The 16,179-nt window shown below is 43.6% G+C and carries 7 protein-coding genes and 4 pseudogenes; 4 read left to right on the top strand and 7 right to left on the bottom strand.

The annotated features are described in order from the left end of the window. Positions 1 to 193: 193 nt before the first annotated feature. From TT11_RS03620 to recG, 5 genes and pseudogenes are all read right to left on the bottom strand, one after another. Positions 194 to 1,129, bottom strand: coding sequence for a DMT family transporter (locus TT11_RS03620; RefSeq protein WP_261869116.1), 936 nt, complete (start codon positions 1,127 to 1,129; stop codon positions 194 to 196). A gap of 89 nt (positions 1,130 to 1,218) precedes the next feature. Then, positions 1,219 to 1,929: an AraC family transcriptional regulator gene (locus TT11_RS03615; protein ID WP_261869115.1), complete on the bottom strand. Its 711-nt coding sequence runs from the start codon at positions 1,927 to 1,929 to the stop codon at positions 1,219 to 1,221. A gap of 68 nt (positions 1,930 to 1,997) precedes the next feature. Further along, positions 1,998 to 5,099 (bottom strand): annotated as a pseudogene (locus TT11_RS03610) (efflux RND transporter permease subunit). Next, positions 5,096 to 6,388, bottom strand: coding sequence for an efflux RND transporter periplasmic adaptor subunit (locus TT11_RS03605; RefSeq protein ID WP_261869114.1), 1,293 nt, complete (start codon positions 6,386 to 6,388; stop codon positions 5,096 to 5,098). The pseudogene TT11_RS03610 and the gene TT11_RS03605 overlap by 4 nt, the downstream one beginning before the upstream one ends. Before the next feature lie 530 nt (positions 6,389 to 6,918). Continuing rightward, positions 6,919 to 9,282, bottom strand: a pseudogene (recG, locus tag TT11_RS03600) (ATP-dependent DNA helicase RecG). Positions 9,283 to 9,588: 306 nt separating this feature from the next. Between recG and TT11_RS03595 the strand changes: the two are divergent. Both TT11_RS03595 and TT11_RS03590 read left to right on the top strand, forming a co-directional pair. Further along, the gene (locus tag TT11_RS03595) at positions 9,589 to 9,951 is read left to right on the top strand and encodes a patatin-like phospholipase family protein (RefSeq protein ID WP_261869113.1); all 363 of its coding nucleotides are present in this window, start codon (positions 9,589 to 9,591) and stop codon (positions 9,949 to 9,951) included. A gap of 4 nt (positions 9,952 to 9,955) precedes the next feature. Then, a complete protein-coding gene (locus tag TT11_RS03590) occupies positions 9,956 to 10,525 on the top strand; it encodes a patatin-like phospholipase family protein (protein ID WP_261869112.1) in 570 nt (189 codons plus the stop codon). A 230-nt stretch (positions 10,526 to 10,755) separates the two neighbouring features. Here the strand turns inward: TT11_RS03590 and TT11_RS03585 are convergent, their stop codons facing one another. After that, a complete protein-coding gene (locus TT11_RS03585; protein ID WP_261869111.1) occupies positions 10,756 to 11,286 on the bottom strand; it encodes a hypothetical protein in 531 nt (176 codons plus the stop codon). Positions 11,287 to 11,685: 399 nt separating this feature from the next. Here TT11_RS03585 and argA point away from each other — a divergent pair, with 399 nt between their 5' ends. Continuing rightward, positions 11,686 to 13,008, top strand: a complete 1,323-nt coding sequence (gene argA, locus TT11_RS03580) for an amino-acid N-acetyltransferase (RefSeq protein WP_057762129.1) — start codon at positions 11,686 to 11,688, stop codon at positions 13,006 to 13,008. Positions 13,009 to 13,144: 136 nt separating this feature from the next. Here argA and TT11_RS03575 read toward each other — a convergent pair. Next, a pseudogene (locus TT11_RS03575) lies at positions 13,145 to 13,877 on the bottom strand (FKBP-type peptidyl-prolyl cis-trans isomerase). A gap of 456 nt (positions 13,878 to 14,333) precedes the next feature. Here TT11_RS03575 and TT11_RS03570 point away from each other — a divergent pair. Continuing rightward, positions 14,334 to 15,997 (top strand): annotated as a pseudogene (locus TT11_RS03570) (mechanosensitive ion channel). Positions 15,998 to 16,179: the final 182 nt, after the last annotated feature.

Raw genomic sequence — 16,179 nt, 5'->3', positions numbered from 1 at the left:
TAGTGCTATAAGATATAAACAATTTCTTCAATTAATTTGATTGGACAGACTATAGAAAAGACTAACCCAACTAATCCATTCAACTTACCAGTTTTAGACTAACGTCATACAAAGAGTCATACTTAATAGGCAGTCACTCATCAAAAATACTGCTTATCGTCAGAAATATTGCTTTGTTACTTATGTTGTTTGATTACTTATATAGTGCACGTCTTCTTCGATAACCTGTCAGTTTTGGCGTCTTCATTACTTGCAGTAAGAGACAGATTATCATGAGTGACATGCCTAGCCAGCCGATAGGAGAGAATGTTTCACCGATTATAATGATAGCCAATATAGTGGCCACGATAGGTTCTAGTAACGTGATAAGCGTCGCTTTGCTCGCCTCAATTACTCTTAACGCTTGGCCAAAAAGTAAATAACCAAAGAACATCGGTGCAATTGCCAGATATAGGGCAACGCTTATATGTTTTGCATCTAAAAACAGGTTTTCCCCTGTTAATAATAATGATGGCAACAATAAGATCGCCGACAGACCAAACATACTGGCCATCGTTGATTTTGAGTTTACCCTGTTCTCTATCATTTGACGTGCTGTCCATGAGTATGTGGCATAGGTCAATCCTGCAACTAACCCTAACAACACGCCTAGTATTCGACTATTTGCTTGTGCGTTTATATCCAAATATTGGGTTTTTCCCAAGGTTAGCAAAATGACGCCAACCACACCAAATATAAAACTTACCACCCATCGACTAGTGACTCTTTTATTGCTAATCAGACGCTCCATGATAAAAGTGAAAAATGGTGCACTGGCAATTGAGATCACTGTACCAATAGCGACACCAGCCAATCTCATAGAGGAATAAAAAGCTAAAGGATAGATAGCAACGCATAGGCTACCGATGAATAAGAGACTGGGCTGAGAAAGTAGTTTCTGTCTATCGCTTAATAAATTATTCTTAGCATTCAATACTAGCAATACACCACCTACCCCCATAGAAAACGCACCAACGGCTAATGGACTAACGTCAGGTATAAAAGCAGAGGCTGTACCTGTCGTTCCCCAAAGGACACTGGCAGCTATCACACATAAAATAGCACTTAGACTAGATTTATTCTGCAGCATAGTAGCTACCTCTAACGTTATAATGAATAACATTATTATAGAGAGTTACAGACTACTATTTGTGCAGATTAGACGGTTTGCATGTCTGGTTAGACGTGTTTTAATTTGGAAGGGGCAATACCAAAATATTTAGAAAAGCGGCGGCTAAAAGCACTAACATCCGTATAACCAACCAGTTCGGCTATGATAGCGATAGGTGAATCAGTATGTAGTAATAAAGCTTGCGCCTTTTGCATCCTGATCTTTGTGATGTACTCAGTGACAGTTTGGTTTGTTTGCAGTTTGAAGTTCTTTTTAAACTGTGTGGCACTGAGACAAGAGATATTCGCCAACACTTCGACAGAAAGGTTCTTAGCAAAATTGTGGTGAATATATGCGACGACTTCTCTAATTCGAGCATCATATTGCACAAATAGATTTTGTTGTTCTAGGAGTTTATAAAAGGTATCAAACATCAGTCTCTCAACTTCAGGATTGATTTGATACCTTAACTGACTTTCTGAAAACTCCAAAAATGCCAACAATGGTGAACTTATAGAAAAGACGATTTGTGATGAATGAAGCACATTTTCTGGCAACAGATCTGTATCCACAACGATAAACTTTGCATTCTCTTCAGCGCTAAAGTAGTGCTTTTCATTTACCTTGACGACAACACATTCGCTCGGAATAACTTTTCCAGTGTAGCTTCCAACTTCGATATTGATTGCACCTCGCAAAGGCAAAACAAGCTGATGAAAGTCATGAGAATGTCCTCTAGTTTGGCGAGTATATGACCTAATTGAGAGCGTGTTAATCATTCAGCATTTTCCACATTGCTATTATTGTGTCGTGTCTTAGCTCATTATTTGGTTAGCTATTTGGCTCTCTATGAGAAGTGACTATCAGAGGTCTCTAGCTTACCATGTGGAGCCAGCCATTTAGCAAACCATCCCGATAGATCATCCATTAAGGTATAGACGACAGGAATAACAACCAAGCTCAACAGCGTAGAGGTTACTAGACCACCCAATACCGCTGCTGCCATCGGTCGTCTAAAGGTAGGATCTGCATCGCCCCAACCAAATACTAATGGCAGCATACCTGCACCCATCGCAATGGTCGTCATGATAATAGGCCGTGCACGCTTGCGACACGCATCTACAATAGCCTCAAAGCGTGCCAGCTCGGCGCTGGGCAATCAACGCGTAATCGACCAATAGAATAGAGTTTTTGGTCGCAATACCCATGAGCATAATAAAACCAATCATCGACGGCATCGATAAGCTACTATTGGTAATAACCAAGCCGACAAACGCCCCACCGATCGATAGAGGTAACGCCATTAAAATGGTAAAAGGCTGCAACAAACGACCAAATAGTAGAATCAGCACACCTAAAATACAAACCACACCGACGGACATCGCAATGATAAAGCCACTAAAGAGGTCTGCCATGTTTTCGGCTTGGCCCTGATCAATGATGGTAATCGAAGGCGGCAGTTGCTGCATGGTCGGTACTGCTTTTACCGCCTGTACCAAATCGCCAAGCTCGCCACTAGCAGGTTGTACCGTGATACTAATAGCACGCTCTCGATCCAGTCTGCTAATCTGCGCAGGCCCAGTGCCAAAGTCTAGCGTAGCAACCTCACCAACGCGCACGCCCTGACCTGCAGGCATGGTACTCGGCACATACAAGCCCTCTAGTTGGCTAACATTTTGCTTAGCCACGTCAGGTAGACGTACGACGATTGGTACTTGACGCGTATCAAGATTGAGCTTGGACAATTGCTGCTCGTAGTCGCCTACAGTCGCCACACGTAAAGTCGTAGCAATATCTTGCGTGGTCACCCCTTTGTCAGCCATTGCCAATCTATCTGGCGTTACCGTTAGCTCTTGGCGTGGTAGACTGCGATCACTGGTCACAGCGCCTGCACTTGGTAGTCCCCGAATCTCAGACATGATTTTTTGTGCAGTTTGTTCAAGCAATTGCGGATTGGTACTGGTTAATGAAAAGTTATATCCACTCTCACCACCACTCGATAGCCCGACTGTGAACCGTGCTCCTGGCACTTCTGTCATCAGTTTGCTAATTTTGCGCTCTATCTCTTGCTTGGTGCCTCGTTCTGCACGCGGTGCAAGCACAATATCCAAACCTGCGATATTTTCAGCCTTACCGCCACCACCATCCGACGCACCCATCGACGCCTGCGCCTCTCCCACTGAAGTAAAAATATTAGTCACCTCAGGCATAGCAAAATACGATCACTTGCTAGCGCCGCCACGCGCTCAGTATCTTCCAAAGAGACGTCAGGTGTCAGCTCAATAGCCACTCGAGTTTGATCGATATCATTATCAGGGATAAATGACGTAGGTAGCAGCTTAACCAAAGCTAGCGATGCCACAAATAAAACAAGCGTTGCACCCATGGTTAGCCAGCGATGATGTAGGGTCCAAGACACAATCTTAAGATAGTACTTCATCATCGCGCTTTGTTTTTCGACGTGCTTTTTCTCAGGTCGCAAGATATAAGCTGCCATCATAGGGGTAATCAGGCGCGCCACCATCAGCGAGGCAAAAATTGATAAGGCAGCCGTCCAACCAAACTGACGGAAAAACTGTCCAACGATACCGCCCATAAAGGCCGTTGGTAAAAACACCGCAATCAAAGTAAAAGTAGTAGCAACAACGGCCAGACCGATTTCATCAGCGGCTTCCATCGCCGCTTCATAAGGCGTCTTACCCATGCGTAGATGACGTATGATGTTTTCTACTTCAACGATTGCATCATCGACCAGCACTCCAATGACTAATGATAATGCCAGTAGTGAGATGATATTCAGACTAAAGCCAAATAAATACATACCCAGAAAGGTTGGAATGACTGATAATGGCAAAGCGACCGCGGCAACGATAGTCGCGCGTATATTGCGCAAAAACAGGAAGACTACCACTACAGCCAACAGCCCACCTTCGATGAGCATTCTTAACGAGGCTTCATAATCTTCTGCAATGGGTGTGGCTCGGTCATAGACTTTTTCAATACTGATATTACCGACATCAGCGGTCAGCTTGGCAAGCTCCTCATCAACCAGCTCCATCACATCGACTTCACTAGCCCCACGCGAGCGAGTGATATTAAATGCCACCACGGTTTGACCATCTAGCTTAGCAATCGAGCTTGGATCTGCTGCGCCGTCAGTGATTTCTGCCATCCGACCTAAAGCTTGTGTGCCTCCTGTAGGGACAGCCACTTGCAAATCGTTTAGCTCATTTGCTCGCTCAACGGCACCGAGAACACGGATGGTCTGAGTCGTCTTGCCAACTTCTGCCTCCCCGCCAGAGCTGTCTTGCTGGATACCAGCGATTTGCTGCGATAATTGCGAAATAGAAAACTTTAGACCACTTAACGCAATTGGGTCAGCAGCAACCGTGATCTCACGCTGCAACCCACCAACACGGCTTACGGTACTAACGCCTGGTATGTCAGATAGCCGCTTGGTAACGGTATCATCAACAAACCACGATAGATCCTCCACGCTCATATTTTCAGCAGCAACAGAGTACGTAACCACTGGAAACCCAGCGGTAGATACTTTGGTAATGATAGGATCATTAGCCGCAGCTGGTAGATCACCGCGTACTTCACCGACTGCTGACCGCACATCGTCTACCGCTTCTTGAATATCTTTTTCTAAGGTAAATTCAGTGGCAATGGTCGCCGCACCCGTCTGTAGCGTGGTGCGAATATGACTCACGCCTTCGATACTGGTCAGTTTATTTTCGATCTTCTTTGCAATATCGTTTTCGAGCTGTGAGGGCGCAGCACCCGGTAGCGTGACCGTGACTACCACCGCTGGCAAGTCTATGTCCGGAAACTGCTGGACTTTCATTTTCATGAAACCGTAAATGCCGCCCAACGTCAGCAGCACAAATAGCAAGATAGCAACGAGCGGGTTTTTAATCGAATAAGCGGAGACGTTTAAGCTCATGGCTGTGCCTGCACTGGCTTACTGGTTTGAGTTACACCATCAACAACACGCACTAGGTCACCATCATTTAAGAAGCTGCCGCCCTGCTTTACGATACGACTGTCACTTGGCAAAGGCTCTAACACTGCTACGCTTTCGCCCAGTCGCTCACCCAACGTCACTCGCTGCTGCTTGATACGTCCCATTGATCGATCGTCTCGAGTAGTCGATTCAGTAACGAGCATCACATAATCATAACCATCATTACTGACCACGGCGCTATTAGGAATCGTTTGTGTGCTGGTACTTCCTAATAGGAACTCACCTGTTTGGTACATGCCTGCACGTATCTTTGAGTTGGCAGCTAGGCTGGCATAAATCGTAATTTGACGGTTGTTGTCTGCGGTGGGCGCGATGCGATTTACTTGCCCCATCACTGTATCACCACCCGGAAGACTGACTTGTACAGGCGTACCGACGTTTATATCACCGATAAGCTTAGGATCTATATCTGCTCGCCATTCCAAAACCCCGCCTTTGATAATTGTAAATAGTGGATCCCCGCCTGCCACCTGCCCGACTTCTACCATTTTTTCACTGATAATACCGCTGACAGGAGCGACGACTTTTGCGTTCTCTAATGTCAAACGCTGATTACTCAAACGAGCTTTGGATGCTTGCAAAGAAGCTCTGGCACGTACTTCCGAGGTACGGTAGCGGTCGGCTTCTTGTTTGCTGATGGCATCGATATCGATCAATGGCAGCACACGTGCAGCATCAGCGCTGGCATTGGCAAGGGTGGCTTCCGCTTCTGCGACATCTGCTTGCGCCTGTAGCACTTGCTGCTCCATAGCATCAGTATCGAACACTGCTAAAACTTGACCTGCTCTAACGCGGTCGCCTTCTTCAACCAAGATACGCTCGATAGCCACACCATTGACTTTTGCACTGACATTCGCAGTATCTTTAGCATCGATGGTTCCATCGGCACTGAGTGTGCTGCCGATATCATCTTGGCTTGGACTAACTGTTTCTACTGAGAGTACTGATTGCTCAATACTGGCATCGCTACTGGTTGACTGATCGTTTGCGACAGAATTAGAAGCTGCTGACTCATCTGTAGCGGCACTACCATTATTGCCCCAATATTTGCCAAGCAGCACCCCAATCACTAGCACGGCTGCCAATACGGGCCATAACCATATTGGTGGTTTTACAGATGGCCTTTGAGATAAAGTGTCAGTTTGACGATATGGCGGCAACTCAGCTTCAGCTGACGGCTTAGAATGGGTTTCTTCAAAATCGCTCATGATAACTCTCTGTAGGTACAGTCAATATTGAAATACTCGATATAGAATGACTAAAAATATCAATCAGTCATAGCAATAATAAAAAGTGGCACGCAATCGAAGCAATTTTTGGATAGTCTGATATAGGGCTATGAGCGTTACTTACAGAGAGTATTACGATGTTCTCTAAAGCACTGTTTATTATTATAATAGTTCATCAAATTATCGAGAATAGCATATATTTAGTCATCATCTTATTTTTATATATAGTGTCTAGCGTTCATAAATTTAATTGAAACTTAGACCGAATATCTGTGCAACGTTCAAGGCATATCGACCGATTTAAAGAAATAAGAGCGCGTATAGTCAGTCGTTGAATCTTTGATGTATTCAACGACTGACTATGGATGGAGTATCGTTTATAAAGAATGTTAACGTTGTGGCCATGCTGTTTGATTATATCCAGAGCTAAGTTCAATGACGCACTGAACCTATTTGCCGATACCGATACTAAACACTAAACACTGATTACTAGACACTGGGTATAAACACTAAGCATTGGTATAGCGACTTGCCTCAGGCATCCAGCGATGAATCAATTGACTGACATCTGCTTTTCGCGCAGGGTCTGCTATCAAATGCTTCGCTAACCGCTGAGCAATGGCAAATAATTGCTCATCACGGATCAGATCAGCCAGATAGTAACCAACGTTACCCGTTTGACGTTTGCCTAACAGCTCTCCTGGCCCACGTAGCTCTAAGTCTTTTTGGGCAATGACGAAGCCATCGGTACTATCGCGTAGGACATTTAGTCGCTCAGTACCTGTCTCTGATAGCGGTTTTTGATATAACAGTACACAGAAGCTTTTGGTCGAGCCACGTCCGACTCGCCCGCGCAGCTGATGCAATTGTGATAGTCCCAAACGCTCTGCATTTTCGATAACCATTAACGATGCATTGGGTACATCGACCCCTACCTCGATGACAGTCGTCGCAATCAGCAAGTCCAAATTACCTGCTTTGAACTCCTGCATGATGGCTTGCTTATCAGCAGACTTCATCTTGCCATGTACCAGTCCAATACGAATATCTAGACGTTCATTTAAATCCTCATAAGTGGCTTCAGCTGCCTGCGCATCTAATACGCTAGAGGCCTCTACCAGCGAGCATACCCAGTACGCTTGCCTACCCGCTTCGCAATTAATCGCAATACGTTCTATAACCTCGTCGCGTCGATTGCGATCGATAGTTACCGTCGTAATTGGCGTGCGCCCCGGTGGCAACTCATCAATAATTGAGGTATCCATATCGCCATAAACGCTCATCGCTAAGGTTCTTGGAATCGGTGTTGCGGTCATGATTAGCTGGTGTGGGGTACTGTTAGCCACGCCTTTATTGGTCAATGCCATACGCTGCTCAACACCGAATCGATGCTGCTCATCAATGATAACCAAGCCTAATTTAGCGAACTGAACTTGCTCCTGAAACAGTGCATGAGTACCGACCACCACTTGTACGGTATTTTCCGCGACTGCTTCCAACGCTTCGCGGCGCTGTTTGGCCGTTTGCTTACCGGCAAGCCAACCGACACCAATACCTAATGGCTCAAACCATTGCTTAAAATTCAGTAGATGCTGCTCTGCTAAAATCTCAGTCGGTGCCATTACCGCGACCTGCCAGCCACTATCGAGCGCATAGCCTGCCGCCCCTGCTGCCACCAACGTCTTGCCAGCACCCACATCACCCTGTACCAGTCGTAGCATCGGAATTGAGGTCGCCATATCCGCAGTGATGTCTTTCATTACTCTTTTTTTGCGCCCCTGTTAAATCAAAAGGCAATGCAGAAACAGCTTGTCAGCAAGAGGACTATTGGTAGTACATTTGGGTGCTTTATGCTGATGTAGCTGTTGGCGACGATATAGTAAACTGAGCTGATGCGCAGTCAACTCTTCGATAATCAAGCGCTGGCAAGCAGCATGCGTACGGGCACTGAGTTGAGTGAATAGTTTGTATTGCTGAGACGCGCTAGTATAAGTAGGCGGCGTATGCAGCAGTACCAATGCTTCAAATATCGTTAAATTATAGACATTATGCTGAGCAATACTGGCAGCGACGTTATGTATGTCATTATCTGCCTGATAGGTAGAAGGATTGGGTTTATATACGCTATTGCCAATCGCATTGCTAGTCACATTGTCAGGCACACTGCGTGCTAACGTCGAGAAAATATCTTCGGTATATTCGGCCTCTGACACCGCTGATTTAGATGGCTCAAAAGGCACTAATGGCAAATCGGATACAACTGCAAAATCTTCAGCCGTAAACAATGTCATAGGCAGACCTTGGCTCCGAACCGTTTGCAATGCCAGTTTAATTAAAGTGCGCAGCTTGTTTTGATGTAAACCTTTGACAGTAGGATAAATAGGCTGCAATCCCATATCGGTCATGACGGTATTGTCAGTGATAACTTGATATTCAGGGTGATGTATCTGCTTACCGTAGCGGCTGACTTTGACCTCACCAAATAGCTGTAAGCGCGTTCCCAAATTCATGGTCTGTACCAGACCACGATAGACCTTAAAAAACCGTAACGATATCGTACCCGTATCATCGTCCACCGTCACAGTCATCCCACTGCGCTTGGTATCGACATGAACGATATGACCAGTAATTAGCGCTGATTGTCCATGCTCTACATCGGCGATTGATACCAGTCGACTACGATCTTCATAATCACGAGGCAAATGTAATAGCAAATCGAATATCCGCTTGATATTTAACTGCGCCAACTGCTCTGCGACTTTTACTCCTACACCTGCTAGCGCAGACACTGGCATATCTAGTGCTGACAACGGTATGTCAGATCTAAAGTGATCTGACGAGTTGGCTGAGGCATGACTCTCCGATATTGGCATTAAAGATCCTAACAATATTATTTTTAATTTTTGTATGCTAAATCGAGCATTTTTAATAGTACGTATAAAAAAGTCCACTCATTTCATTATAGCTGACAATACAATTGCTTATGCTAGGCTATTTAGTAAAATAGCACCTATACAGTCCATCTACTATAGATAAACCGCTTCTCCTCATCATACCAATAACTGATGTCTTATTTTTTTGAATTCTGGCAATTTCATAAGGTGTTTTTCTATGCTTGTTTCTATTTTGCTCGTCAGTTTCGTCACAACCTAATTCGCCATAATCTAAAACTACTGAGGTTGAGCTTAATACCTATACTCGGTTTTTATATTAGTGCGTGTAGCACATTGCCATCGACTATTCCTGCAACGCCAGAGCCTGTTATTAAGACTCCTACTGTCGCACTGGTATTGGGTGGTGGCGGTGCAAAAGGGTTTGCCCATGTGGGTGTCATTAAAGCGCTAGAAGAAAACGGTATCAAACCAACATTGGTGGTCGGGACGAGTGTGGGTAGCTTGATTGGTAGCTTATACGCCAGTGGTTACACGCCGGCCCAGCTTGAGCAATTGGCATTGACCACTACTGATAGCCAGCTCACAGACTTTACCTTGTCCAATCAAGGATTTATCGAAGGTATTAAGTTAAAAAAACTTTATCAATAGCAAAGTGAATGCGCGAGCCATAGAGGATTTCCCTATTGCTTTTGCGGCAATCGCAGCAGAAAAACACACTCTGAAGAAAGCGATCTTTACCACTGGTGACGCTGGGCTTACCGTACAAGCGTCCTGTAGCGTACCCAATATTTTTATTGCCCCGCGCATTCCTGAAAAGGTCGGTAAAAAATATATCGATGGCGGTGTGGTCAGTTTAGTACCAGTAGATAGTGCCTATGACTTGGGTGCTGATATTGTCATTGCTGTAGATGTAACGGGAGCTCAAGGCAGCAATAATACGAGCAATCAAATACCGACTATGAACTCATTAAGTGACTTTTGGGGCTTTCTAGAAACTAATATTCTAGCTACCAACCTGACGGCTAATCGATCCTTATCAAGTCAGAGTGAGCGGAATCGAGCGGATATTGTTATTACTCCTAATATCGGTCGTAACAGTTCAATAGATACTAGTCAGCGACGCAGTCTGATACAAGCAGGTGCTCAAGCTACAACGCCGCAAATCAATGTAATTAAACAGCTTATCCGAGAGAAATCTAATAGCAAATATGCCACGCTGTAGCTCAGTATTTTTACTTACTTATCAGCAAAATTATCAAACGTCCTGACATACAGTAAAAAAAGCACCGCAGCTATAAACTGTGGTGCTTTTTATTGATAGTTTTTAGTACTAAATGGATAGTTTTCAGTGCTAACTACATCAATGCTAGCTAAATTCTAATCCAAAAACTCAGGACTATTTGACACGAGCGCGGTATTTTACAGCGACAGTATCATTTAGACCTACGCCTTCTAAGTCCCAACGTACCGCTTTATAATATTTAAGCGCGACATCTTGTAGTTGATTATCAACTTGGTACGTAATGGCATACGAGCAAAGTTATTGCCATCTACACTGCCGTACGGGAATTCAGGAGCAACAGTTTTTAGTAGTTCTACCTGCTCTGGGATACTCATCGTAACGGTCATTTTACGGACGCGATCTGCATTGGTATTGGTAAAGTAACCTTGATATTCCAATACATTGCCTGACTGCAAACGAGTATTGGTATTTACAGGGACGAGTACTTCTTGACCATTAGCATCAACGCTGACCAACGACGCTGTAATTCTGCTGTTAACGGCTTGAGCACTTGAATTGCTGCCCTTGTTTGCATTTGTCTGAATAGCCATTGAGCTATCAACCGCTTGCTCTGGTGTTGGTAGCATCGCTGAAGCTTGTGTGACGACCATTGCACCGATAAGCGTACCGGCAACAACGTGAAATAAGCGGTGGCCGCTCCAAGCACTGAACGGGCTAGCAAACTGGTTACTTTTTTTCATGATTTTCATTATCCCTGGTTGATATATCGGTAAAACACAGATGGTGCAACTTAAGTTATTTTTATAATTTGTTCAACAGATAAAAAGCATTACGATGTATATAAGATATCGCTGTAAAATAGTTCATGCAATCTATGAAAAACCTGAACTCATTTATCTAACCTGATTATCTTCGCTCAGCATCTGTAAAGCAATAGCGCTTAGCATAACAAAAAGCATTTGTACGTACATTAACCCAGTGTTGAGGTTGTGTATATCAGCGATTGGCAATCAGAATGCTTGAATACAGCTGAAATAAAAGATAGCTCATAACCGCGTTTTTTGCTATGGTAAATCTTTAGCGTTAGGCATTTTTTTTGCTGCGCCCCTTTTCTTATTCTAACGACTACTGCTCCCATTATGACTACTAGCTCCATGCCCCAGATCAACCCTGAATACGTTCATTGGTTCCGTAACTCTGCACCCTACATTAATACCCATCGCGGCAAAACTTTCGTGATCATGTTTGGTGGTGAAGCGGTCAACCATGCGAACTTCAGCACACTTATTCATGATTTTGCCTTGTTGCATAGCTTGGGTATCAAGCTGGTACTGGTACACGGGGCACGACCGCAAATCGAAAAGAATTTAAAAGACGCTAATATTGAATCGCCGCTACATCAAGATATCCGTATTACGCCACGTGCGGCGATGCCATCTATCTTACAAGCCGTTGGTGCTATTCGTTTACAGATTGAAGCTCAGCTATCAATGGGGCTGGCCAACTCTCCGATGTATGGTTCACGTATCGATGCGATATCGGGTAATTTTGTGACAGCTCGTCCATACGGTATCCGTGAAGGTATTGATTACCAAATGACGGGTGAAGTGCGTTCTATCGATGTAGAAGCCATCAAAAACAATCTACTTCATGACCATATCGTTGTATTAGGCTCGATGGGCTACTCTGCGACTGGCGAAGTATTTAACTTATTGGCGGAAGATGTGGCCCTAAGCGCTGCCGTAGCACTAGGTGCTGACAAGCTTATATTCTTAGGTGAAGAAGCGGGTATCAACGACGACGATCGTTTATTACGTGAAATGATTCCTAATGAAGTTGATCGCTTCTTACGTGATCGTGATCTAAATTGTGAAATCAATTATTTCTTAAACTGTGCAAGCTTAGCCTGTCGTCAAGGCGTCCATCGCACGCATATTATCTCGTATGCCAAAAACGGCGCATTATTAGAAGAGCTATTCACACGTGATGGTTCTGGCACGCTGATTAGCCATGACCCTTATGAAGAGATTCGCCGTGCCAATATCGATGATGTGGTTGGTCTTATTGAGCTGCTGTCACCTCTAGAAGAGCAAGGCATCTTGGTCAGTCGTTCACGTGAGCGCTTGGAGCAAGAGATTGACAACTATAGTGTGATTGAGCGCGATGGTATGATTTTGGGCTGTGCAGCATTGCATACGCTAGATTCAGAGTCAGCAGAAGTTGCCTGTGTTGCCGTACGTCCTGAGTACCGTAGTGGTAGCCGCGGTGCAGATTTACTAGCGTTTCTAGAACAGCAAGCGCGTAGCCATGGTTTGTATAAGTTGTTTGTTTTGACCACTCGTACTGCGCATTGGTTCGTCGAGCAAGGCTTCGCTGAAGTTGAAGCCAGCGCTTTACCTGAAGCACGTTTAGAAAAATACCATAACGGCCGCAACTCTAAAGTCTTTCAGAAGAATCTATAATTTATCGCCAACTTGATATCGGCTTTATAAGATCGATATCAGTCTGAGATAAAATATTAGTCGTAAAAAAAGCCTTCATAACTATATGAAGCTTTTTTAGGTTAAGTACCTAAACTAATAATTTTGCTTTAGATACTTATTTTACTTTTAATAGCTCAACAGTAAAGATAAGCGTGCTGTTAGGCTCGATACCAGCATTACCCGCTTCGCCATAAGCAATATCTGATGGGATATAGAACTCGTATTTTCCGCCTTCTTTCATCAATTGTAGACCTTCAGTCCAGCCAGCGATTACTTGGTTTAGTGGGAATTCGATTGGCTCACCGCGCTCATAAGAGCTGTCAAATACCGTACCATCAAGCAATTTACCTTCGTAGTTTACTTCAACCACGTCAGTTGCTTTTGGCGATTTACCAGTACCTGCTTTGATAACTTTATACTGTAAACCAGACTCTGTCTGCTTCACGCCTTCTTTTTTTAGCGTTTTCTGCTAAGAACGCAGTACCAGCGGCTTTATTTTCTGTCGCTTTGGTTTCCATGTCTTTAACAAACTGCTCTTCTTGCTCTTTTTGATAGTCCATCAATACTTGTTGCATTTGCTCTTGGGTCAATGCTGATTCATTGCCTTCGTAGCCATCACGGAAGCCTTTTTCAAAAGTATTTAGGTCTAGATCTTTGACAGCGTCTTTATTGCCTTCTGCCATCATGAAACCTAAGCTATAACCTACTTTTTCACTAGCTGAGCTTTGTTCAGTAATGGAAACGCTTTGAGCGGCTGTTTCTTGATTGCCATTGTTGGTGCTACAGCCTGTTACTAACAACATAGCGCTAGCAAGTGCACTAACGCCTAAAGTAGTGATTTTTTTCATAAAGTACTCTCTAATTGTAAGAATAGTGGCGAGATGTCACATTCTTCTATAATAACAAATCTTAGTTTTGGGAACCACGCTTTGCACAAAATTATCGGGCCAATGTATAGTCTATGTTAATATCTTCTATCATAATAACAAGTTATCACACAAATATAGTAGCAGGTAAAGCTTTCTGTCTTTAAATCCATCAATACATCAGCTAAGCTGAATCAACTAAGGAGATAAGTAACCGAGCGTTAATTTTTATCAAAAATAAGCAGATATCGATAGCGAAGTCACTGTAATATAAATAAGAGATACTGCTGATAATAGTTTATGCTCAAAAACGATAATATCTCTATATAACTGATTCTAAAAATACTATTTATGACAACCATCTGTATGTCTTGCTCACTAATCGCTGTATGAACATTGTTTTTGGCGAGTTATATAAGATGCTTCAAGGAGGATAAGATGAACCCAATGTACACATCTTTTAACGGCTATCTCGGTGGACCTATCGGTTCCATCATTGGTGCTATTTTGATATTCGTTATTGGTTGGCTAGTAGCCCTTGGTATCGCAGCACTGGTACGCGGCGTACTCTCTAAAGTTAATCTCAATCAGCGTATGAACTCTTCAACTGGTAAGACCTACGACCTTGAAGGTATCATCTCCAAAATTGTTTTCTGGTTTATTTTCATCATGCTATCTCAGGCGCACTTAGCCAATTAAACTTAAACTCTATCTCAGCACCATTCGCAAATATGGTTAATCAAGTATTGGCATTTATCCCTAATCTTATCGGCGCTATCGCACTTGGTGTGATCGGTTGGGTCGTGGCTACTGTTGCACGCACAGCGATCAACGCTGCACTCGCGAAAACCTCTATGGATGAGCGTTTAAGTGCACAAGCTGGTGTAAAACCAATGAGCAGCACGATTGCTGATATGGTTTACTGGTTCATCTTATTGGTTGTGTTGACCATGGTACTTGGTCAATTAGAGCTTGATGGTTTGTTTGCACCACTGACTAATATGGTCGACAAAATCTTTAGCTTCATCCCTAATATCTTGATTGCTGGTGTGGTTTTCGTCGTTGGTTATATCATTGCCAAAGTCGTACGCGGCATCGTAACCAATCTTGTTTCTACTTTTAATGTACAAGAATTGGCGTCAAAAGCAGGTTTAAGTGAGCAAAACAGCTTACCTAACATTGCAGGTTCGTTAGCATTTCTTGTGGTTATCATTCCAACCATTATTGCTGCTCTAAATGCATTAAAAATCGAAGTAATTGCTCGCCCTGCGACCAATATGCTTAACAAAATCATGGAAGCCTTGCCAAACATCTTTATGGCAGTCGCTATCCTAGTAGTAACTTTCTATGTTGTACGCATGGTTGCCAACATCATCAAAGGTTTGATTGAGAACACTCAAATCAATCAATTACCTGCGAAAGTTGGTCTACAAGAAACCATGGGTGATAAGAAAATCTCTGACCTAGTTGGTTATGCGATTATCTTCTTCGCTATGCTATTTGCCGCTATTGCAGCTGCTGACTTGTTAGGTTTCGAGCCTATCTCAGCTATTATCACAATGTTTATCGCATTCGGTGCAAACATCATCCTAGGCGCAATTATCCTATTCATCGGATTCTGGCTTGCCAATATCATTGCAGGTGTGGTTGAACGTTCTGAGCAAGGTTCACAATTCCTAGCAAACATCGTACGTGTATTGATTATGGGCCTAGTATTAGCAATGGGTCTAAAAGCAATGGGTATTGCCGATTCAATCGTTAACCTAGCATTTGGTCTAACACTAGGCGCGGTAGCCGTTGCCTTTGCCCTATCATTTGGTCTTGGTGGTCAAGAAGCTGCAGCTCGCTTCCTACGTAAAATGCAGGATAAGATGGATCATGAACGCACTGAAGCGAAAGCAAAATCTGCGCTACAGCCAAGTTCATCAACTCAAGAAAAAGTTGCTGATTCAGTTCGTGAAAACACGCCATCTGCTGCTAGCACACCTACCACTGGCTTACGTACCGATGTAATTGATACACCACGTGTTGATACTAATGACATCTACAACAGTGATGACGTACTCCCTGGTAGCGGTCTTAATGACGATATCAATAAATAAGTATTTTTGATTGTTTAGTTTAGATACGAAAAAGACAGCCTAGGCTGTCTTTTTTTATGTCAGTAAATATATTAATAAATCCATGGTTCTTATTATTAAGAAACGGGTAGAAAGCTAACTACGTCTATCTACTGCTTATCTTTTCGCGCTGGAATCGTTAAGCTCATCTGTACTTGAGGTAA

The organism is Psychrobacter sp. JCM 18901, assembly GCF_000586435.1.
Taxonomy (GTDB): domain Bacteria; phylum Pseudomonadota; class Gammaproteobacteria; order Pseudomonadales; family Moraxellaceae; genus Psychrobacter.
This window is presented reverse-complemented; position numbering and strand designations above follow the sequence as displayed.

Bases quoted from the DNA above. Each gene is read 5' to 3' on its own strand.
- TT11_RS03585 (WP_261869111.1), bottom strand. From the start codon at position 11,286: ATGAAAAAAAGTAACCAGTTTGCTAGCCCGTTCAGTGCTTGGAGCGGC.
- TT11_RS03615 (WP_261869115.1), bottom strand. From the start codon at position 1,929: ATGATTAACACGCTCTCAATTAGGTCATATACTCGCCAAACTAGAGGA.
- argA (WP_057762129.1), top strand. From the start codon at position 11,686: ATGACTACTAGCTCCATGCCCCAGATCAACCCTGAATACGTTCATTGG.
- TT11_RS03605 (WP_261869114.1), bottom strand. From the start codon at position 6,388: ATGAGCGATTTTGAAGAAACCCATTCTAAGCCGTCAGCTGAAGCTGAG.
- TT11_RS03620 (WP_261869116.1), bottom strand. From the start codon at position 1,129: ATGCTGCAGAATAAATCTAGTCTAAGTGCTATTTTATGTGTGATAGCT.